This window comes from Ensifer sp. (assembly GCF_031989085.1).
Classification (GTDB): Bacteria; Pseudomonadota; Alphaproteobacteria; order Rhizobiales; family Rhizobiaceae; genus Ensifer.
Map to the genome: position 1 here is coordinate 2,452,474 of NZ_DALZXU010000001.1, position 20,664 is coordinate 2,473,137.

At 63.8% G+C, this 20,664-nt stretch carries 16 protein-coding genes; 6 read left to right on the plus strand and 10 right to left on the minus strand.

The window, feature by feature from the left end; translation table 11 throughout:
• Window positions 1–87 precede the first annotated feature (87 nt).
• Window positions 88–963, plus strand: coding sequence for a 50S ribosomal protein L11 methyltransferase (locus RTP54_RS12050; RefSeq protein WP_312362854.1), 876 nt, complete (start codon window positions 88–90; stop codon window positions 961–963).
• Between the two features lie 824 nt (window positions 964–1,787).
• On the plus strand, window positions 1,788–3,623 hold the full coding sequence (locus tag RTP54_RS12055; RefSeq protein ID WP_312362856.1) for an aminopeptidase P family protein: 1,836 nt from the start codon (window positions 1,788–1,790) through the stop codon (window positions 3,621–3,623).
• Between the two features lie 280 nt (window positions 3,624–3,903).
• On the opposite strand, the gene RTP54_RS12060 is transcribed toward RTP54_RS12055, so the two are convergent.
• The 5 genes from RTP54_RS12060 to RTP54_RS12080 form a co-directional block, all read right to left on the minus strand.
• The gene (locus RTP54_RS12060; RefSeq protein ID WP_112810253.1) at window positions 3,904–4,218 is read right to left on the minus strand and encodes an AzlD family protein; all 315 of its coding nucleotides are present in this window, start codon (window positions 4,216–4,218) and stop codon (window positions 3,904–3,906) included.
• A gap of 3 nt (window positions 4,219–4,221) precedes the next feature.
• Complete coding sequence (locus RTP54_RS12065) at window positions 4,222–4,941, minus strand: AzlC family ABC transporter permease (protein ID WP_312362858.1); 720 nt, start codon at window positions 4,939–4,941, stop codon at window positions 4,222–4,224.
• Window positions 4,942–5,260: 319 nt separating this feature from the next.
• A complete protein-coding gene (gene panB, locus RTP54_RS12070) occupies window positions 5,261–6,082 on the minus strand; it encodes a 3-methyl-2-oxobutanoate hydroxymethyltransferase (RefSeq protein WP_112810255.1) in 822 nt (273 codons plus the stop codon).
• 2 nt (window positions 6,083–6,084) lie between these two features.
• A complete protein-coding gene (gene panC, locus RTP54_RS12075; RefSeq protein ID WP_312362860.1) occupies window positions 6,085–6,960 on the minus strand; it encodes a pantoate--beta-alanine ligase in 876 nt (291 codons plus the stop codon).
• A gap of 245 nt (window positions 6,961–7,205) precedes the next feature.
• Window positions 7,206–7,592 carry a VOC family protein gene (locus RTP54_RS12080; RefSeq protein ID WP_112810257.1) on the minus strand — a complete coding sequence of 129 codons (387 nt, stop codon included), beginning with the start codon at window positions 7,590–7,592 and terminating at the stop codon, window positions 7,206–7,208.
• Window positions 7,593–7,943: 351 nt separating this feature from the next.
• Between RTP54_RS12080 and RTP54_RS12085 the strand changes: the two genes are divergently transcribed.
• The 4 genes from RTP54_RS12085 (at window position 7,944) to RTP54_RS12100 (ending at window position 13,553) form a co-directional block, all read left to right on the plus strand.
• The gene (locus RTP54_RS12085; protein WP_312362862.1) at window positions 7,944–10,355 is read left to right on the plus strand and encodes an arylsulfatase; all 2,412 of its coding nucleotides are present in this window, start codon (window positions 7,944–7,946) and stop codon (window positions 10,353–10,355) included.
• A gap of 69 nt (window positions 10,356–10,424) precedes the next feature.
• Complete coding sequence (locus RTP54_RS12090) at window positions 10,425–12,017, plus strand: arylsulfatase (RefSeq protein ID WP_312362864.1); 1,593 nt, start codon at window positions 10,425–10,427, stop codon at window positions 12,015–12,017.
• Between the two features lie 265 nt (window positions 12,018–12,282).
• Window positions 12,283–12,690: a VOC family protein gene (locus tag RTP54_RS12095; protein WP_112810419.1), complete on the plus strand. Its 408-nt coding sequence runs from the start codon at window positions 12,283–12,285 to the stop codon at window positions 12,688–12,690.
• A 209-nt stretch (window positions 12,691–12,899) separates the two neighbouring features.
• Entirely contained in the window at window positions 12,900–13,553 is a 654-nt protein-coding gene (locus RTP54_RS12100; RefSeq protein ID WP_112810260.1) for a CatB-related O-acetyltransferase, read from the plus strand.
• Window positions 13,554–13,604: 51 nt separating this feature from the next.
• Here the strand turns inward: RTP54_RS12100 and ligA are convergent, their stop codons facing one another.
• The 5 genes from ligA to lpxC all read right to left on the minus strand — a co-directional run bounded on the left by ligA (window position 13,605) and on the right by lpxC (window position 20,572).
• Window positions 13,605–15,758 (minus strand): NAD-dependent DNA ligase LigA, encoded by a 2,154-nt coding sequence (ligA, locus tag RTP54_RS12105; protein WP_312362867.1) that lies wholly within the window; start codon window positions 15,756–15,758, stop codon window positions 13,605–13,607.
• Between the two features lie 82 nt (window positions 15,759–15,840).
• Complete coding sequence (locus RTP54_RS12110; RefSeq protein WP_112816141.1) at window positions 15,841–16,803, minus strand: hypothetical protein; 963 nt, start codon at window positions 16,801–16,803, stop codon at window positions 15,841–15,843.
• Between the two features lie 83 nt (window positions 16,804–16,886).
• A complete protein-coding gene (recN, locus tag RTP54_RS12115) occupies window positions 16,887–18,560 on the minus strand; it encodes a DNA repair protein RecN (protein ID WP_112810263.1) in 1,674 nt (557 codons plus the stop codon).
• A gap of 20 nt (window positions 18,561–18,580) precedes the next feature.
• Complete coding sequence (locus RTP54_RS12120) at window positions 18,581–19,447, minus strand: outer membrane protein assembly factor BamD (RefSeq protein WP_112810420.1); 867 nt, start codon at window positions 19,445–19,447, stop codon at window positions 18,581–18,583.
• Window positions 19,448–19,618: 171 nt separating this feature from the next.
• The gene (gene lpxC / locus RTP54_RS12125) at window positions 19,619–20,572 is read right to left on the minus strand and encodes a UDP-3-O-acyl-N-acetylglucosamine deacetylase (protein WP_112810264.1); all 954 of its coding nucleotides are present in this window, start codon (window positions 20,570–20,572) and stop codon (window positions 19,619–19,621) included.
• Between the last annotated feature and the right edge of the window lie 92 nt (window positions 20,573–20,664).

Here is a 20,664-nt window from a genome sequence, read left to right on the forward strand (position 1 = left end):
TAGCGGCGGGGCCTGCAGCGCCGCGCGCCGGGCCATGCGCCGGATTGGGCGCGAAAAAGCAGGCAGCGTCAGCCGAAGGACAGGACCTTGAGCGAGATCAGACTTTTCGTCACCACCACCGAGAAGCGTGCGGAAGCCGTGCTCGACCGCATGAGCGAGGTCTTCGGCGAAGAGGATTTTGCCATCGGCACGACGGAAGTCGACGAAAAGCGCGACGTCTGGGAAGCCTCGATCTACATGATGATGGCCGACGAGGACGACGTGAAAGAGCGGCTGGTGCAAGCACTCGCCGAAGGCTTTGCCGATCTTGCCATCGAGCGCGAAGTGCTGCCCGACATCGACTGGATCGCCAAGTCGCTCGAAGGCCTGGCGCCGGTGCGCGCCGGCCGCTTCGTCGTGCACGGCTCCCATGACCGCGACAAGGTCCGCACCGGCGAAATCGCCATCGAGATCGAGGCGGGCCAGGCCTTCGGCACCGGCCATCACGGCACCACCGCCGGCTGCCTCGAAGTGCTGGCGACCGTGGCGCGCACCCGCCTCGTGCGCAACGTGCTCGATCTCGGCACCGGCAGCGGCGTGCTCGCGATCGCGGCCTGGAAGCTCCTGCACGTGCCGGTGCTCGCCACCGACATCGACCCGATCGCCACCCGCGTCGCCGAGGAAAACGCCCGCCGCAACGGCGTCGTCACCGGCATGACCTTCGCGACCGCGCCCGGCTTTCATTCCACGGCCTTCAGCGGCAACGGCCCGTTCGACCTCATCATCGCCAACATCCTCGCACGGCCCTTGATGAAGATGGCGCCGCAACTGACGGCCAATCTCGCCCCCGGCGGCTCGGTGATCCTGTCGGGCATTCTTGCCGAACAGCGCTGGAAGGTGCTTGCCCACTATAACGGCCAGCATCTGCGCCACGTGCGCACCATCTGGCGCAACGGCTGGGTGACGATCCACCTGGAGAAGTAATTTCAGCTCTGAAGGGGACGTTGAGTCTGCCCCTCATCCGCCTGCCGGCACCTTCTCCCCGCCAGCGGGGAGAAGGCAATTGTGGCACCGAACCACCCACCACCGCTCGCGGCCCGAGAGCCAAGAACACCCCCGCAGAAATGTCCCGCTGTCCGATAAATGACATCTGAGGTCACCGCCTCCCGGTGAGCCAACCAACGCGCACGTCCCCTCGCCCCGCCTGCGGGGAGAGGGTTAGGGTGAGGGGCAGCCGTGGACAAGAATGAGAGCCGTCGCCGCACGGACATTCGAACGACAAAGCCCAGCGGTCTTCGCGTCTGATTAGCGTCCCGCCACGTTTTCAGAACCCCGGGAAAAAACGAAAAGGCCGCCACGTCCATCATGACGGGCGGCCCTTCGAAACAAAGGCGATGCCAGGGGCATCGCCTGCTGGCCGGCTTGAGACCGACCATGCCCGCGAGCCTGAGGAGGAGGAGCGCTCGAGCGGGCGTCTACCGTTCCGAAATTGACCACCCTTGAGGGAGGAGGAGAACAGAGTGACCAACTATTCTCGGAACTGCAGGCTTTTGAACCACCGGATGTTCGTCCGTGTTCGTTGAGGCGGCTTATAAACTATTATTCCGATAGAGAAAGCGGCTTCTTGGCATAGGAGCCATGCACAAAGCGCATATGTATGGTAAATGAGCAATTGCCCTCCAATCCTGTGCACGCCGCGCTCACGGAAATGGGTGGGCATGATCTCGCCTCTTTCCTCGCAAGGGGGCTTTCCGCTAAGATCGCCCATCTTTCCCGCGGTTCTCCGCCCAATCTACCGGAAATTCCTCATGTTTCAGTCCTTTGAAGTCACCTCCACGCCCCAGTTCGGCAAGGAGCGCACCGAGGCCCTGCGCGCGTCCTTCGCCAGCCTCGGCATCGACGGCTTTCTCGTGCCGCGCGCCGACGAGTTCCAGGGCGAGTATGTGCCGGCATCGTCGGAACGGCTCTCCTGGCTGACCGGCTTTACCGGTTCGGCCGGCGTCGCGCTCATCATGCAGAACCAGGCCGTCGTATTCGTCGATGGACGCTACGTCACCCAGCTGAAGGAGCAGGTCGACGGCCAGGTCTTTACCGGCGGCGATCTCGTCGGCGAACCGCCGCATCTCTGGCTGGAAAACAAGGGCACCAAGGGCTTCAGGCTCGGCATCGACCCGTGGCTGCACACCGGCGCGGAAGTGCGCCGGCTGGAAAAGGCGCTGGCAACGCTCGGCGGCACGCTCGTCTTCCTCGACCACAACCCGCTCGACCGCATCTGGACCGGCCGCCCTGCAGCCCCACTCGGCCGCGTCTCCATCCAGCCGATCGAGCAGGCCGGTGAACTGGCCAAGGACAAGATCGCGACGATCGCGGCCGGTCTCGGCAAGGCCGGCGCCAGCGCCGTCGTCCTGACCGACCCTTCTTCGGTCGCCTGGACCTTCAACATCCGCGGCACCGACGTGCCGCACACGCCCCATCCGCTCGCCCGCGCCATCATCCATGCCGATGGCCGCGCCGAGATCTTCCTCGACAAGCGCAAGACCGGGATCGAGCAGGAAGCCTACCTGACCCAGATCGCCGAGATCGCGGCACCCTCGACCTTCGACGACCGCCTGAAAGCCCTCGGTGCTGCCGGCGCCGCTGTCATGCTCGATCCTGATCTCGCTTCGTTTGCCATTTCCGAGCTGATCCGCGCCAATGGCGGCAAGGTGGTCGAGGCGCTTGACCCCGCCCGCCTACCCCGCGCCCAGAAGAACAAGGCTGAGATCGAGGGCTCGACGCGCGCGCATCTGCAGGACGGCGCCGCCATGGTGGAGTTCCTTGCGTGGTTCGACAAGGCCGAACCGGGCACCGTCACCGAAATCGGTGCCGCCAACCAGCTGGAGGCAGCCCGCGCCGCCGTCGGCGAGCGGATGCAGAACCCGCTGAAGGACATCTCCTTCGACACCATCTCCGGCGCCGGCGCCCACGCGGCGATCATGCACTACCGCGTGACCACCGACACCGACCAATCGATCGACGCGGGCACCATGTTCCTGATCGATTCCGGCGCGCAGTACATCAACGGCACCACCGACATCACCCGCACGGTGGCGATCGGCGCCGTGCCGGAAGAGCAGAAGCGCTTCTTCACATTGGTGCTGAAGGGCATGATCGCCATCAGCACCGCGCGTTTCCCCAAGGGTTCGCGCGGCGTCGATCTCGACCCCTTGGCCCGTATCGCGCTCTGGAAGGCGGGCGCCGACTACGCCCACGGCACTGGCCACGGCGTCGGCTCCTATCTTTCGGTGCATGAGGGCCCGCAGCGCATCGCCCGGCTTTCCACCCAGGAGCTGCTTCCCGGCATGATCCTGTCGAACGAGCCCGGCTACTACCGCCCGGGCGCCTTCGGCATCCGCATCGAAAACCTCATCGTCGTCCAGCCTGCCACGGATGTCGCCGGCGGCGACCTCGCCATGCTCGGCTTCGACACGATCACCTATTGCCCGATCGACCGCCGCCTGGTGCTGCCGGCGCTCCTGACCGACGAGGAACTGTCCTGGTTCAACGCCTACCACGCCGAGACCCGCGAAAAGCTGATGCCGCTGTTGGTCAGCGACGAGACACGCACCTGGCTGAAGGCGGCGACCGAGGCGCTGACGCGCTAGACCGGAACACGACAAGCGATAAAACGAAGAACGCCGCGGTTCACCTGAACCGCGGCGTTTGCATATGGGCAAAGCTCGAAGCGCTTGTTCGGCGCACACCGGTCACCCCATTCTCCTCAACCTAGCCCTTGTGGCGGGGATCCAGCGCCCTGGCGCCGGTCGGGCCGAAAGACCGTTCAACCCCAGCGCTTCGTGACGGGATTCCTGCGCCAGACACGGACATGAGGGACCCCTCGGCTGCCGTCTGGTACGCGGCCAGCACGCGTGACGGTTGACCCGCTCACAGCACCACGTGCCGGATCAGCATCACCACCACCCAGCCGATGACCAGCATGCGCAGAGTGGACAGGTTGAGCCCGAGGGCGATGGCGAAGGCGACGAACATCGAGACCGCGACGTCGAAGCCGCCATAGACGAAGGCGGGCGCAACCAGTGTCGTCAACACGGCGGCCGGAACCGCATTCAGCGCCGCTTCCAGCCGCGGCGGGATCTGCTTCATCTGGGTGATGAGCACATAGCCGCCGATACGGGTGATAAAGGTGGCAACCGCCGCCGCGATGATCAGGTAGATGAGATTGAGGTGTTGCGGATCCATGACTCAGGCCTCCTTCTCGATGGCGACCGGCGGCACCGCTGCGGTCTCGGTGGGCGGCAGGCAGGCGGCGAGCAGGACGCCTGCCAGTGCCCCGATGCTGACATGCCAGGGCGAGCCGACGAAATGCATGCCGGCAACCGAGGCTACGGCCGAAACGGCAACGATCGGCAGGAAGCGGTCGCGCTTGCGAAAGCCCATCACCAGGCCGAGGAAGTAGATCGGCAACAGCACGTCGAGGCCGATCGCCTTGGGATCGCCGATCATCTGGCCGAAGATGGCGCCGAGCAGCGTGTTGAAGATCCAGGGGAAATAGATCACCAGCCCGAAGCCGAGATACCAGGGGAAGGTCACCGGCAGGCCGCGCTCGCCGCGTTTCTCGGTCTCGGCATATTGCGGATCGACCAGCAGGAAGAAGGCGAAGAACTTCTGAATGGGCGTGAAATGCCGGATGTATTTGGCGATCGAAGCGGAATAGAGCACGTGGCGGAAGTTGACCGCAAACACCGAAAGCACCACCAGCCAGGGCTGGACGTGGTTGCCGAACAGCTCGATGCCGACCATCTGGCTGGCGCCGGCATAGACGGTCGCGCTCATGAACACGGTGTCGGCGATGGTAAAGCCGTTGTCGACCGCAAGTGCGCCGAACAGCGCGCCGAACGGCGATGCCGCCAGCATGATCGGGAAGCCGCCGCGCACGCCCTCCCAGAATTCGTCTTTTCTCATGGGTTCCTCCCGCGGCACCGAATGGGCGCCCGCGGCATGGTGGCTTCGATCCCGTCGATCAAAGCCACATGCAGTGTTTCAAACCTGATGTAACGGCCGCAGCGCTTCGGCGCGCACGGCTGTCGTCCTTTGCCGGACAGATAGGCTCTTCGCCCCCCGCCAACAATTCAATTGCGCTTATACAATGATTGAATTTTATGATGCCTGGAGGCGGCAGGCTTGAACGAAAGGCGCATGGGCGCGAAGAACCACAGCGGTTTTCATTCTCCCCGCCGCGCCACCCTTCGGCGCGGCGACATCGCCTGACGGCGAGGCTCGATCAGCGCTTGACCTGGAACGTATGCTCGACGCCCGGGAAGGTGCGCGCCTTGACCTCGTTGGCATAGTCCTCGGCCGCCTTGGAAATCGCCGGCGCCAGTTCGGCGAAATGCTTGACGAAGCGCGGCTTGAAATCGTTGAAGAGGCCGAGCATGTCGTCGGAAACGAGGATCTGGCCGTCGCAGGCCGGCGACGCGCCGATGCCGATGGTCGGCGCGCGCAGCTCGGCGGTGATCTCGCGCGCCACCGGCTCGACCGTGCCTTCGACGACGATCGCGAAAGCGCCGGCATCGTCGATCGCCTTGGCGTCGCGGCGGATTTTCGCCACTTCCTTCTCGTTGCGGCCGACCGAGCGGTAGCCGCCTGTGGTGTTGACGAGCTGCGGCATCAGCCCGACATGGCCGAGAACCGGAATGCCGCGGCTGACGAGGAATTCGACCGTTTCGGCCATCTCGGCGCCGCCCTCGAGCTTGACCGCGCTGCAACCAGTTTCCTTCAGCACCCGGGCAGCACTGCGAAACGCCTGTTCCTTCGATTCCTGGTAGGAGCCGAACGGCAGGTCGATGACGATGCAGGAGCGCTCAGAGCCGCGCATGACCGCCTGGCCATGGGCGATCATCATCTCGAGCGTGACGCCGACGGTGGTGTCGAGGCCGTAGAGCACCATGCCCAGCGAATCGCCGACCAGCAGGAAATCCACGTGCGGATCGAGCAGCCGGGCGATCGGCGTCGTATAGGCCGTCAGGCTGACGATCGGGCGCTCGCCCTTCAGTGCTTGAATGTTGGCGGGGCTCAGGCGGCGTCTGGCGGACTGTACGCTCATTCTCAGGCAACCTTTGCAAAACGGGCGGATTTGACGGTGATCACGCGGTTGTCGAGCAGCTTCGTCGAGCCGAAGCGCACGAAGAGCAACAGAAGAACCGGCTTGTCGCCGATCGACTGAAGGGTTTCGAGCGTATCGGGGTCGCGCAGCGCCACCACTTCCGGCCGCGCCAGCGGCTCGGCTGAAAGGAACGCCGTCACGGCCTTTTCCACGTCACCGACATCGGTCACGCCGGATGCGACCAGTCGCTCGGCCTCGGCGAGCGCCCTCGGCACAATTGCGGCGGCCTTGCGCTCGTCGGCCGTCAGATAGACATTGCGCGACGAACAGGCGAGCCCGTCGGCCTCGCGCACCGTCGGCACGCCGATGATCTCCACCGGCTGGGCGAGGTCTTCGACCATGCGGCGAATGATCTGAAGCTGCTGGAAATCCTTCTCGCCGAAATAGGCCCGGTCCGGCTGGACGATGTTGAACAGCTTGGTGACGACGGTGGCAACGCCGGCAAAGTGACCGGGGCGCACAGAGCCTTCCAGCTCCGAGCCGAGCTTCGGCACGTCGACCACCGTCTCCATCGGGCGCGGATACATGTCGGCGACACCCGGCGAAAACAGGAAGTCGACGCCGCCCTCTTCCAGCATGGCCTGGTCGCGGGCGAGATCGCGCGGATATTTGCTCAAGTCCTCGCCCGGGCCAAACTGCAGCGGATTGACGAAGATGCTGGCGACGACCACGTCGTTTTTCTCGCGCGCGCGCCGCACCAGCTCCATGTGCCCGACATGCAGATAGCCCATGGTCGGCACGAGCCCGACCGTCTTGCCCGCCCGCCGATGTTCGGAAAGCGCTGCACGCAGCTCGGCAATGGTGGTGATCGTCTTCAAATCCGGACCCTCCAATCCGCGAAGGCGCCGTAAGCGCCCTGCCCCGCGGCCCATGGCTTTCGGCCCGCTCCGCGAAAAAGCAATTGCACAAAATTTGGCTGAAATGCTCTATCTTGTGCAGCGCAAAAAGACAAACGGATTTGGTGCCGGTGCGAAGGCGGCCATGCTTGCGGCGACGCCATTGCGCGTCCGCCCGCACGTCGGCCGTGCATCCGCGCCTGCCGGTCCACCCGGCGTAGGCGAGGTCATGGTTCGGCGGCTTCCGGCACGCGCCAGGGCGGATCGAGCCTGTTGGCGCCGGCGAAATAGAGCACGACGCGGTTGCCGCCGGGATCGAAGACCTCGGCCTCGCGCCAGAGCCAGCGCTTGTCCGTGGGGCCGCTCGCAAACAGGATGCCGGCCTCGATCAGCCGGCTGACGGTCACATCCAGGTCGTCGCACTCGAAATAGACAGTCGTGCCGCCACCCGAAACCTCGCCCTGGTGCAGCGAAAACGTACTGCCGCCATCAGGACAGACGAAGCGCACGTAATGCGGCCGTGCATCGACGATGGGAGCAAGCCCTAACCGCCGATAGAAATCCCAGCCCGCATCGAGGTCGGGCATCGTCACCGTCACCTGGTTCAGGCGCATGGCATGCACCGTTCGACTGACCGCGCCAAGGCGGCCTGCGCTGGTTCAAAGGACATCGTCACCCAATCAGCCATCAGAGAGCTCCGCGCAGATGCGCCGTAACGTCGATCGTTACCGTAACGTACTGGCACCCTTTGGCGATGGCTGCAACATTCGGGCACAACATCGCGATCAAGGATCAGGGCGCTGGCGGATGCCGGCTCGGCTCGCCGAAAAAGCGTGGGGGGCACTCCGGGCGAGGCGACGGGATTAAGCCGACGCCGTCGCACATCGAGCGTGCTGGTCGCCAGGGATCATGGTCGATCGCCCGATTGAAAATGCTTTCGCCCCTGTGCAAGCCGGAGGAACGCAATGTCACCGCCAAAGATCAGTCGTTTGCGCCATGTTGCAGTCCGTCCGCTTCTGCCGATGACCTTGTCCCTCACGCTCATGTTCTCGGCCGTGCCGCTCCCCGCCCACAGCCAAAGCGTTCCCTCCGATGGATCGGTCCTGCCATTTCCCTCCGAGCCGATGAAGGGCGTTGCCAAGCCGCGCCTGCAGGACTCGACCATGCAATGGCCAGCCGCGCCTGAACGGCTGCCGAAGGACGCGCCGAATATCCTGATCGTGATGCTCGACGATGTTGGCTTCGGCGTGTCTGAAACCTTCGGCGGCGAAGTCCACACCCCGACCCTGTCGCGACTGGCAAGCGAGGGCATTACCTTCACCGGTTTCAACACCACGTCGATCTGCTCGCCGACGCGTGCAGCCCTGTTGACCGGCCGTAACCATACGCGTGTCGGTTCCGGCACCATCGCGGAGCGCGCGGTGGCCTTCGACGGCTATACCGGCGTCATCCCCAAGACCGCAGCGACGTTTGCCGAGGTTCTGAAGAACTACGGCTACCACACCTCTGCTTTCGGCAAATGGCACAACACGCCGGCCATCGAAACGACGGCCATCGGCCCGAAGGATCATTGGCCGAACGCCTACGGCTTCGAGCACTTCTACGGGTTCCTCGGTGGCGAGACGTCGCAATGGGAACCCCGGCTAACCGAGAATTTCGACGCCGTCGAGCCGCCGCATGACGACCCGAAATACCACCTGACCGAAGATCTGGTCGACAAGGCCCTGAAATGGCTCGACGACTACCGCGCCTTCGACCCGCAAAAACCCTTCCTGATGTATTGGGCGCCGGGCGGCGTGCACGGTCCGCATCATGTCTTTCCGCAATGGGCGGACAAGTACAAGGGCAAGTTCGATAGCGGCTGGGATGCCTATCGCGAGCGTACCTATAAGCGCCAGCTGGACATGGGCATCATCCCGCCCGGCACCAAGCTGACCGAGCGCGACAAGACCATGGCGTCCTGGGACAGCATCCCTGCGGATCAGCGCCCGTTCCAGGAGCGGTTGATGGAGGTGTTTGCCGGGTTCGTCGAGCATACCGACGCCCAGGTCGGCCGCCTGATCGATGGCATGGATGCCCGCGGCCTGCGCGACAACACGCTGATCTTCTACATTTTCGGCGACAACGGCTCGAGCGCGGAGGGACAGCAGGGCTCGATCAGCGAGCTTCTGGCCCAGAACAACATCGCCAGCACCGTCGCACAGCAGATCCAGGCGCTGGAGAAGGTCGGCGGGCTGGCGGCGCTCGGCACCGGCCGCACCGACAACATGTACCACGCCGGCTGGGCCTGGGCCGGAGGCACGCCCTTCAAGGGCACGAAGCTGATGGGCGCCTATTTCGGCGGAACCCGCAATCCGATGGTCGTGTCGTGGCCAGCGCACATCAAGCATGACGGCAAGGTCCGCCAGCAGTTCCAGCACGTCGTCGATATCGCGCCGACCTTGTACGATATCCTGAAGATACCCGCCCCGAAGGTCGTCAACGGCTACGAACAGTTGCCGATCGACGGCCTGAGCCTGGCCTCCACCTTCGACAATGCGGATGCAGAGCCGCGCCACAAGGAACAGTTCTTCGACAACAACGGCAGCCGGGGCATCTATCTCGATGGCTGGTTTGCCGGCGTGCCCGGGCCATTCATCCCCTGGGATACGCCCGGCTCCGCCAAGCGCCTGGATGCGTGGGATTCCGCCAAGGACGAGTGGGAACTCTACGACCTGAAGAACGACTTCTCGCAGGCAACCGATCTCGCGCGCGACAACCCCGAACGACTGCAAAGGATGAAGGAACGCTTCCTGGAGCTCGCCGAGGAAAACAGTGATTTCCCGATCGGCGCCGGCAACTGGCTGCGCATGCATCCGGAAGATCGGATCAAGTCATCCTACAATAGCTGGACCTTCAGCCAGGGAACGCGTCGCATGCCGGAATTTGCAGCTCCCGGCGTCGGACGGCAGAGCAACACCGTGACGATCGACGTGGACCTTACTGAAAATGCCGATGGCGTCCTCTATGCGGTCGGCGGCGCCGGCGGCGGCCTCAGCGTGTACATGGATGCGGGTTCGCTCGTCTACGAATACAACATGATGATCGTCGAGAACTATCAGGCACGGACCGGCAAAATCCCCGCTGGCAAGCATCGGATCGAGATTTCGACCGCCATTGCCAAGCCCGGCGGCCCCGCCGACGTGGTGATTTCGGTCGATGGCGCCGAGGCGGCCCGCACCAAGGTCGAGCGCACGGTGCCGACGGCCTTCACCGCGACCGAATCCTTCGATGTCGGCGTCGACCTCGGGTCGCCCGTCTCATCGGCCTATTTCGACAGGCGCCCCTTCGAATTCAACGGCCGGATCGACGGGGTGCATGTGGAATTGACGCGATAGGTCCGGCGGACGTCGCGCCCGCATCCGGCAGTCCAGTGAACCCGAAAACGGCAAACGGGAGAATGTGGCATGAACCTGAAGACACTCCGCGCCCTGGTGTTGCAGACCGCAGTGCTTGCGGCGATCCCCGGCTTCACGCTCGCCCATTCGGTGCTGAGCAAGGCGGAACGGACCAGCGAGAGCATGGAACCGGCCCTGCGGCACAGCCAGCAGAGCGACGCCGCGCAAAAGAAGCTCGACGCCCTTCTCAACAGGATGGGCAAGCGGCCGAACATCGTCTGGCTGGTTGTGGACGACATGGGCTATGGCGACCCCGGGGCCTTTGGCGGCGGTGCGGCGATCGGTGCGGCAACGCCGAACATGGACCGGCTGGCAGCCGAAGGCCTAAAACTCACCGCGACCTATTCCCAGCCGACCTGCACGCCCACGCGCTCGGCGATCCTGACAGGGCGGTTGCCTGTGCGCACCGGCCTGACGCGCCCGATCCTGGCCGGCGACAAGATCACCAAGAACCCCTGGGCGGACGAGATTTCGCTGCCGAAACTGCTGGGCGAGGCCGGCTACAGCACCGTGCTTTCGGGAAAATGGCATGTGGGGTCTGCCGAGGGCATGCGGCCGCACGATGTCGGCTTCGACGAGTTCTACGGCTTCTACGAGGCCGAGAAAGAAATCAGCCAGAGTGTCGACAAGCGCCGCTACCCGGATCTCGTCCTCAATCCGGAGCGGCTGGAAATGCTGCGCCGCACGGGCTCCAGTGACAGCCTTGTCCACGGCCTGAAGGGCGGCAAGACGTCTGATGTCGTCAAGATCGACAGCATCGAGACGATGGCGGAAGGCGACCGCATGACGAAGGAGTTCAGCATCAAGAAGATCAAGGAACTCGCCGCCGGTTCCGCCCCGTTCTTTCTCGAGCATGCCTTCATGAAAGTGCATGCCGACAACTTCGCGTCGAAGGCCTTCGAGGGCAAGAGCGCCAGCAAATATCCATACAAGGACGATGTCGTCGAGGTTGATGCCTATATCGGCGAAATCGTTGCGGCGCTGGACGCAGCCGGCGTGCTCGAAAACACCTTCGTCTTCGTGACATCAGACAACGGCCCGCAAATGGATAGCTGGCCGGACGCCGGCTACACGCCCTTCCGCGGCGCCAAGGCGTCGGCCTGGGAAGGCGGCGTGCGCGTTCCCGGCATCGCCTACTGGAAAGGCATGATCAAACCCGGCCGCCAAAGCGATGAACTCTTCGATCTCATGGACCTCTTCAACACCTCGCTGCATCTGGCGGGCGCCGCCCAGAAGATCCCGACCGACCGCTACATCGACGGCATAGACCAGACCTCGTTTCTGCTTGCGGACGACGGCAGCTCCAACCGCGAGAAGGTCTTCATCTGGGCCGAAAGCGATCTGATGGCGATGCGCATGTATGAATACAAGATGCACCTGAAGATCGTGGAAGAACATGCGCAATGGCTGGGCATCGACATGACGACCATCAGCGATGTCGGCCTCGCGCCCTGGCTGTTCAATCTCTATATCGACCCGAAGGAGCAGTATCCGGTCGGCCACCGCATGAATGCCTTCCTCGCCTCCATGGTCGCCGAGATGAAGGGGCATGCGGCAACCTTCAAGAAATACCCGCCGAAGGACATCGGCCTCGGTCAATAACCGATACCTGCACAGGCGACGCGCGTTCCGCCCCGTCGAGGCGCCGCGCGCTCGCCACCGGGCATTCCAAGCGCCACCGCCTCGCCGAGCCCTTTGCCGGCAGCCCTGGGTGAACCCAAGAATTCTTGAAAACCGCTGATTGCACACCACATCGTCGGGGACAGATCGCATTTCTTGAAAAAAATGTCTGTGTGGTTGTCGGCAGCGTGCCGCGCCGAACGTCCTTGTTTTGTCCAATGAAGAAAATCCCCATGAGGAGCATTCCATGCGCATGATTTTTGTAAACCTGCCCGTCAAGGACCTGAAGGCTTCGCGGGCATTCTTTGCCGCGCTCGGCTTCACTTTCAACGAGCAGTTCTCCGACGACACGGCCGCCTGCACGGTGATTTCCGAAAACATCTTCGTCATGCTTCTGACCGAGCCGAAGTTCCAGGGCTTCATCAACGGCGGTATCGCCGACACGTCCAAGGGCGTCGAAGTCATCACCGCCCTTTCGGCCTCGAGCCGCGCCGAATGTGACGATATGCTCGCCAAGGCGCTCGCCGCCGGCGGCAAGCCCTGGAAGCCGGCCATCGACTACGGCTTCATGTACGGCATCAGCTTCCAGGATCCCGACGGCCACGTCTGGGAATTCATGTGGATGGACATGGCAGCCCAGCAGCAGGCTTCCTGATCCGGCGCAACGCCTCTCGTCTTGCGCCCGCCGCCTCTCGCGGCGGGCGTTTTTGCGTGACCTCACGGCCACACGACGCGCCAGCAATTCGCCCTTTGCGGTTTTGACGAGAAATTCCTCGGCCGATTCGATAGTTGAAAAGCCGTTACGTCGACAGGCGCGAGCGCGCCTGAAGCGACGCTTGCAAGCATGCAGAATGAGGAAGACCCATGTCCACGAATGTCGAAGCCAAGCACTGGTCCAAGGTCGAGCTTTTGCACGAGACCGTGCGCAACCCCAACATCCATGTGCGTGGCACCAACAGCTACTACAGCAACGCCTGGACGGGCTCGTTCGAAGACAGCGTCGTTCGCTACCTCTATGGCGATGCCTACAGTCTCGAGGCCTGGGAGCCGCAATGGCCGATCGACCAGCTGAGGATCGGCGACTACGTCGCGATCGGCGCCGAGGCCGTGATCCTGATGGGTGGCAACCACACCCACCGCACCGACTGGGTGAGCCTCTACCCGTTCCTCGACGTGATCGGCGAGGCCTATATCGGCAAGGGCGACACCGTCATCGGCGATGGCGCCTGGATCGGCATGCGCGCCATGATCATGCCCGGCGTCACGCTGGGTGAAGGCGCCGTCGTCGCCTCGGGCGCGATCGTCACGAAAGACGTGGCGCCCTACACCATCGTTGCCGGCAACCCGGCTCGCCCGGTTCGCCAGCGCTTCCCCGAGGCCGATATCGAGGCCTTGCTCGCACTCGGCATCTACCAGTGGGAAAAGGCCAAATTCGACGCGCTGCGGCCCTTTATCTGCGCCGACGACATCACGGCGTTGAAGGCCGCGTCTGAGGCTTACGACGCGCAGCAGGCGTAGCGGCGAAGCATTCCGCCCCTGATCGCGCGCATCAGCCTCTGGGCGCGCGCATCAGCCCGCGATCAGGGCCAGCCACTCGTCCTCGTCCATGGTCTGCACCCCAAGCTCGCGCGCCTTGTCGAGCTTGGAGCCCGCCCCCGGACCGGCGACGACGATATCGGTCTTCTTCGACACCGAGCCCGCCACCTTGGCACCGAGGCTTTCCGCCCGCGCCTTGGCCTCGTCGCGCGTCATCTTTTCGAGCGAGCCGGTGAAGACGACGGTCTTGCCGGCAACGGGGCTGTCGCTCGCGACCGGCTTTTCCGCGTCCTCGGGCGTGACTTCGGCCAGGAGCCGCGTCACCACTTCGAGATTGCGCGGCTCCTTGTAGAATTCGACGACGGCGCGGGCGACCACCTCGCCGATGCCGTCGATGCTGTTGAGCTCGTTCCAGGCATCGCCGGAAAAGCTGCCGGCCTCGCCCATGGCCGCGCCAAAGGCCTCGTAGGTGCCGTAGGAGCGCGCGAGCAGCTTGGCCGTGGTCTCGCCGACATGGCGGATGCCGAGCGCGTAGATGAAGCGGTTGAGCGCGATCGAGCGGCGCGTGTTGATCGCGTCATAAAGCTTGCGCACGCTGACCCGGCCGAAGCCGTCGATGTTCTCGAGCTTCGTCAGCGACGCCTCCTGGCGCTTCTCCAGCGTGAAGATATCGGCCGCCGTGCGGATCATGAGCGTCGGATCCTCGCTTTCGAAGAAGAACTCGATCTGCTTGGAGCCGAGGCCCTCGATATCGTAGGCATTGCGCGAGACGAAGTGCTTCAGGTGCTCGATCGCCTGCGCCCGGCAGACGAAGCCGCCGGTGCAACGGCGCACCGCGTCGACCTTGCCGGATTTCTCGTTGATGTCGCGCACCGCATGGCTGCCGCAGACCGGACAGGTCGTGGGGAAGCGATAGGGCTCGCTCCCCTCCTTGCGCTCATCCATCACCACATCGACGATCTGCGGGATGACGTCGCCGGCGCGCTGGACGATCACCATGTCGCCGATGCGGATGTCGCGGCCCTCGCGGATCGGCTCACCCGAATTGCCGAGCCCCTTGATGTAATCCTCGTTGTGCAGCGTGGCGTTGGTGACGACGACGCCACCGACGGTGATCGGCTCCAGCCGTGCCACCGGCGTCAGCGCGCCGGTGCGTCCCACCTGGATGTCGATCGCCGTCAGCCGCGTAAAGGCCTGCTCGGCCGGGAACTTGTGCGCCGTCGCCCAACGCGGCGAGCGCGAGCGGAAGCCGAGCCGCGCCTGCAGGTCGAGCCGGTCGACCTTGTAGACGACGCCGTCGATATCGTAGTCGAGATCCGGGCGTTCGCGCTCGATATGATGATAGTGCGCCAGCAACTCGTCGGCCGACGAGATCCGCTGCATCAGCGGATTGACGGGGAAACCCCATGCCTTGAACGCTTCCACCATGCCGAATTGCGTGTCGGCCGGCATTTCCGACATCTCGCCCCAGGCGTAGGCGAAGAACCGCAGCTTGCGGCTGGCCGTCACTTTGGCGTCGAGCTGGCGCAGCGACCCCGAAGCAGTGTTGCGCGGGTTGACGTAAAGCGGCTTGCCAAGCGCTGCCATCTCCGCGTTGAGGGCGGCGAAATCGGACTTGCCCATGTAGATTTCGCCGCGCACCTCGACGATATCGGGTGCGCCCGCCGGCAACGTCTGCGGGATCATGCCGATGGTGCGGATATTGGCGGTGACGTTTTCACCTGTGGTGCCGTCGCCGCGCGTCGCCGCCGTCACCAGCTTCCGGTTTTCGTAACGCAGCGACATCGAGAGACCGTCGATCTTCGGCTCGGCGGTAAAGGCGATGGAGTTATCAGGTAGCTGCCCGAGAAAGCGGTAGACGGACGCCACGAAATCACGCGCATCCTCGTCGGAAAACGTATTGTCGAGCGACAGCATCGGCCGGGCATGAACGACCGGCTGGAACGTGACCGAGGGTGCCGCACCCACCTTCTTCGAGGGGCTGTCCTCGCGGATGAGCGCCGGGAACCGCGCCTCGATCGCATCGTTGCGCCGCTTCAGCGCGTCATAGTCTGCGTCCGTGATCTCCGGCGCGTCGTTGCCGTGATAGAGCGCGTCATGACGGGCAAGCTCGGAGGCGAGATAGGCCAGTTCGCCTGCCGCTTCCGTTTCGGTGAGGGTCTCGACGGGTTTCAGTTCACTGGACATAGGCTGCGACTCCGGATTGGGAGTCGTTTTTTAGAGCAACTGCCGGGAAAGAAAAGAGCAACCGCGTTTCGCAGAGCTGCGATCAGCCCGCAGGGACTGCTTCCGACGCGACATCGGCGCAGCGCCGGATCTCCAGTTCGCACCAGCGCTCGTATCGCTTCTGGTAGCGATCGCGTATCGCCACCAGATCTTGCCTGTGGACGCCGCTGCGGCGGTAGATCCATTTGCCTTCGGCAAGACCGCGCATGACCTTGCCGGCCGGCTTGAGCTCGAACATTTTAAGGATCGCCGCGCCGCCCGTATCCCAGCCGATGCCATAGAGGTCGATACCTTCGGGAGGAAACTCCTGATATTCGAGAATGGCCGAGACCGTCGCCCAGACGAGGATACCGTTCTGTCGCATGCGTTCGCTGCGCATGGAATCGAGCAGATAGCTCAGATTGAGGATCGTGGCGAGATAGACCACCTTGGCCTTGCGCGCCTTCGGATGGGCCAAGAGCCCGTTGGCAAGCAGGTCGTCGAAGCCGTAGTCGCCCTGCAGGAACAGTTTGAAGTGCTTCTTCTCGAAGGCGTAGTAGTCGGTGAAGCCAAAGATGTTGTCGTCGGAATCCTGCAGGCAGATCAGGCTGTAGGGGTCGGAGAAGAAGGCTTTCATATCCTCTTCCGGATCGATCGCGTCGCTCTGGAAGACCTCCTGCGCCTTGCGGATCACATCATAGGCAACGGCGGTCGATGGCGGGATGCGCACCAGATAGGGCCGATCGTCTTCCTCGCTGGAGCGCAGAAGGCCGAAGGGCGCCGGCCCATCGTCCTTGTCGTCAGGCAATTCGATGCTGCGCGCGCCGCGAAGCCTTGCGGCGAGATAGGGAATGAACGCGGTGCCGGCCACCACAGCCAGGATGCCGAGCACGCCGAGCTTCGTCGTGGCCTCCTTCATCGTCAGGATATAGCCGACGAAAGCGAGCGAATAGAGCAGGATGAGCTCCGGATGCTTGCGCATCTGGTCCAGTCGAAGCTGAAGTCTCTGTTGCAGCTGTTCCCACATGCCGACCCCACCTGCCCGCAAACCGCTTCCATAAAGACATGGGGGCGGCGGGCCGGCAACTTGGCGAGAAGGCGTAGGAGGGCCTAACCGTTGCCGGACAGCAAGCGGGCGGCGGCCGCCCTCGCCTCTTCGGTGATCGAGGCGCCGGCGAGCATGCGGGCGATTTCTTCCGTGCGCGCCTTGTCGTCCATGCGGGCGACGCGGGTCGAGATCATCTCGGCCTTCTCGCTCGAAGGACCCTTGGAGATCAGCAGATGCGTCGCGGCGCGGGCAGCAACCTGCGGCGCATGGGTAACGGACAGCACCTGCACCGTGCCGGACAGGCGCTTCAGCCGCTGGCCGATCGCGTCAGCCACCGCACCACCGACGCCGGTGTCGATTTCGTCGAAGACGAGCGTCGGCGCCGAGCCGCGGTCGGCAAGCGCCACCTTCAGCGCCAGGAGGAAGCGCGAAAGCTCGCCACCCGATGCCACCTTCATGATCGGGCCCGGACGGGTGCCCGGATTGGTCTGCACATGAAACTCGACGAGATCGATGCCGTCGACGGTCGGCTGCGCCGGATCGCTCTGCACTTCCACCATGAAGCGGGCGCGCTCGAGCTTCAGCGCCGGCAGTTCGGCCATCACGGCTGCCGAAAGCGCCGAGGCAGTGTTCTGGCGCTTGGCCGACAATGACAGCGCGGCAGCGTCGAAGGCAACCCGGGCAGCACCTACCTGTGCGTCGAGCTGCTTCAGTTTCTCTTCGCCGGCATCGAGATCGGCGAGCTCGGAGATCATCCGCACGGCGAGCGCCGGAAGCTCGGTGACCGGCACGGAAAATTTGCGGCTGGCGCCGCGCAGCGCAAACAGGCGTTCCTCGACGCGCTCCAGTTCCTTCGGGTCGAACTCGGTGTTGCGCAGCGCCCGCTCGACGGCCATCTGCGCGTCGGAAAGCTGGTTCAGCGCGCCATCCAGCAGCTCGACTGTTTCTTCGAGCAGGCCGGGCGCCTCGTGGCTCTTGCGTTCGAGCCGGCGCACCAGGGAGGCGATCAGCGGAACCGGCGAGCCATTGCCGTTCAGGAATTCGGAGGCTTCGTTGATGTCGCCGGCGATGCGCTCGGACTTCATCATCCGGGCGCGCTTTTCGGCAAGCTCGTCCTCTTCGCCGTCGCGGGGATTGAGCTTTTCCAGCTCCTCGACGGAGGCGCGCAGATAGTCGGCCTCGCGGGCCGCAGCCTCGACGCGCTCGCGGTGCTTCTTCAGCCCGCGCTCGGCATCCTTCCAGGCGCGGAAGAGGCCTGCCACCTGCTCCGCTTCGTCGGCAGTGCCGCCGAAGGCATCGAGCAGCGTGCGGTGGGCGTCGATATCGACCAGCGCCCGGTCGTCATGCTGTCCGTGGATTTCGACCAGCGTCTGGCCGAGCTGGCGCATCAGCTGAACGCTGACCGGCTGGTCGTTGACGAAAGCCTTGGTGCGACCATCGGCCGATTGCACCCGGCGGAAGATCAGGTCGCCATCGTCGTCGATACCGTTGTCGCGCAGCATCAGCCTTGCGCCATGCCCCATCGGCACGTCGAAGACCGCCGTCACCTGCCCCTTGTCGGAGCCGTGACGCACCAGCGAGCCGTCGCCGCGCCCGCCAAGGGCCAGCGACAGGCTGTCGAGAAGGATGGATTTTCCTGCGCCGGTCTCACCGGTCAAGACGGACAGTCCGGCCTCGAACGCCAGATCGAGCCGTTCAATCAGGACGATATCGCGGATCGAGATCTGGGCGAGCATCCGGGGTCAATTCTTCCGTGTCAGGCGCCGATCAGCTTCTTGCCTGCGCGCGCAATCCAGGAGCTGCCGCTTTCGCGCGGCTCCAGACCACCCGACTGCAACAGCTTGAACGAATCACTATACCATTGGCTATCAGGATAATTGTGTCCGAGCACGGCCGCTGCGGTCTGCGCTTCGGAGGTCACGCCCATGGCGTAATAGGCCTCCGTCAGACGGGCCAGCGCCTCTTCCACCTGGTTGGTCGTCGGATACTGCTCGACGACGGTGCGGAAGCGCGAAACGGCAGCAAGATATTCCTTGCGCTCGAGATAGTAGCGGCCGACCTGCATTTCCTTGCCGGCGAGCTGGTCGCGGGCAAAGCGGATCTTCGTCTGCGCGTCCTCGACATATTGCGAGTCCGGATACTTGTCGACGACAGCCTGCATCGCCTCGATCGCCTTGAAGGCCGGCTTCTGGTCCTGCGTCACCGACGGGATCTGCTTGGTATAGGCCAGACCCTGGATGTACTGGGCGTAGGCGGCATCTTCCGACTGCGGATAGAGATTGAGGTAGCGACCGGTGGCGTTGATCGCCTCCTGGTACTGACCGTTGCGGTAGGAGACGAACGCGCTCATCACCAGCGCCTTGCGGGCGTATTCGGAGAACGGATGCTGCTTGTCGAGCGCCTCGAACTTGCGCGCCGCCTCGCCGGTCTTGCCGGCATTGAGGTTGGCGAGGCCCTGATTGTACAGCACTTCCGGCGGATCGGTCTCGGCCGTCAGCTTGGTGATGTCGATATCGGGATCGTTCTGGCAGGCTGTAATCAGAGCGCTGCCGGCAACAGCCGCAACGACCACGGCAAACACACGCGCTGACTTCTTCAAATCAACAGAAACTGCAAGAACCATCGGATATTCCCGTTCCATTCTGCGGGCATGGACCCGCCAGACATGCGCTTTTAGAGCAAGTTGCCTCAAGACCGCAACGTCATGATCGGTGATTCATGCAAATTTGTGGCAGCCCTGACATGAAAATGCCGGCCTTTCGGCCGGCGACTGGAGGAGAGTGTCCTTTTGTTGTTATGCGGACCAGGGCGCGAAGCCCGGAACTGCAACCGCAACCATGTCGCGCGCACGGGTGCGCTGGCGTGGCGTGGCGGTTTCGACGACCTCGTAGGCCGTGGGATCGCTGAGCAGAGCCTTGAGCGCATTTGCGTTCATCTTGTGGCCGCCGCGATAGGAACGGTAGCAGCCGATGAACGGCGCGCCGGCAAGCGAAAGGTCGCCAACGGCGTCGAGCGTCTTGTGGCGCACGAATTCGTCGGTGTAGCGCAGGCCCTCGACATTGACGACCGCGTTGTCGTCGGAGATCACGACCGAATTTTCCAGCGACGAGCCGAGTGCGTAGCCGGCAGCCCAGAGGCGCTCGACGTCGCGCATGAAGCCGAAGGTGCGGGCACGCGACAGTTCGCGCTTGAACACCGAAGGCGTCATGTCGCCCTTCCAGGCCTGGCGGCCGATCAGCGGGCAATCGAAATCGATTTCCACTTCGAAGCGCATGCCGTCATAGGGCGTGAACTCGGACCAGGACGCGCCCGATTCGATTCGGACCGGCTTGATCACGCGGATGTAGCGGCGCTTGACGGCGAGCGCATGCACGCCCACCTGCTCGATCGCCTCGATGAAGGGTTCGGAGCTGCCGTCCATGATCGGCATTTCGGCGCCATGAACTTCGACCGTAAGGTTGTCGAGGCCGAGCGCGTAGATGGCGGCCATCACGTGCTCGATCGTCGCGATCGAGGTCGATGGCGACATGCCGAGCACAGTGCAGAGATCGGTATTGCCGACCTGGGAGGACACGGCCTTGAACTCGCTCAGGCGACCGTTGGAAAGAACGCGCTGGAAAACGATGCCCGCATCGGCTTCGGCCGGATGAAAGGTGATCTCTACCTCGGCGCCGGAATGAACACCGGTTCCCTTGAGCGTTACCGGGCTAGCGATCGTGGTCTGAAACCCGAGCAGTTCGATTCCCATTCTCGTCGTCACTTTCAATACTGATGGCCCATGGACCAATACTGTTGGCCCGAGGGCCCAAACATCAGGCGGATGCAGCGGCTTTCAGGGCA

Coding starts and splice junctions, on each gene's coding strand:
- RTP54_RS12055 (WP_312362856.1), top strand. CDS start 1,788: ATGTTTCAGTCCTTTGAAGTCACCTCCACGCCCCAGTTCGGCAAGGAG.
- RTP54_RS12060 (WP_112810253.1), bottom strand. CDS start 4,218: ATGGATCCGCAACACCTCAATCTCATCTACCTGATCATCGCGGCGGCG.
- RTP54_RS12065 (WP_312362858.1), bottom strand. CDS start 4,941: ATGAGAAAAGACGAATTCTGGGAGGGCGTGCGCGGCGGCTTCCCGATC.
- panB (WP_112810255.1), bottom strand. CDS start 6,082: ATGAGCGTACAGTCCGCCAGACGCCGCCTGAGCCCCGCCAACATTCAA.
- RTP54_RS12080 (WP_112810257.1), bottom strand. CDS start 7,592: ATGCGCCTGAACCAGGTGACGGTGACGATGCCCGACCTCGATGCGGGC.
- RTP54_RS12085 (WP_312362862.1), top strand. CDS start 7,944: ATGTCACCGCCAAAGATCAGTCGTTTGCGCCATGTTGCAGTCCGTCCG.
- RTP54_RS12090 (WP_312362864.1), top strand. CDS start 10,425: ATGAACCTGAAGACACTCCGCGCCCTGGTGTTGCAGACCGCAGTGCTT.
- RTP54_RS12095 (WP_112810419.1), top strand. CDS start 12,283: ATGCGCATGATTTTTGTAAACCTGCCCGTCAAGGACCTGAAGGCTTCG.
- RTP54_RS12100 (WP_112810260.1), top strand. CDS start 12,900: ATGTCCACGAATGTCGAAGCCAAGCACTGGTCCAAGGTCGAGCTTTTG.
- ligA (WP_312362867.1), bottom strand. CDS start 15,758: ATGTCCAGTGAACTGAAACCCGTCGAGACCCTCACCGAAACGGAAGCG.
- RTP54_RS12110 (WP_112816141.1), bottom strand. CDS start 16,803: ATGTGGGAACAGCTGCAACAGAGACTTCAGCTTCGACTGGACCAGATG.
- recN (WP_112810263.1), bottom strand. CDS start 18,560: ATGCTCGCCCAGATCTCGATCCGCGATATCGTCCTGATTGAACGGCTC.
- RTP54_RS12120 (WP_112810420.1), bottom strand. CDS start 19,447: ATGGTTCTTGCAGTTTCTGTTGATTTGAAGAAGTCAGCGCGTGTGTTT.
- lpxC (WP_112810264.1), bottom strand. CDS start 20,572: ATGGGAATCGAACTGCTCGGGTTTCAGACCACGATCGCTAGCCCGGTA.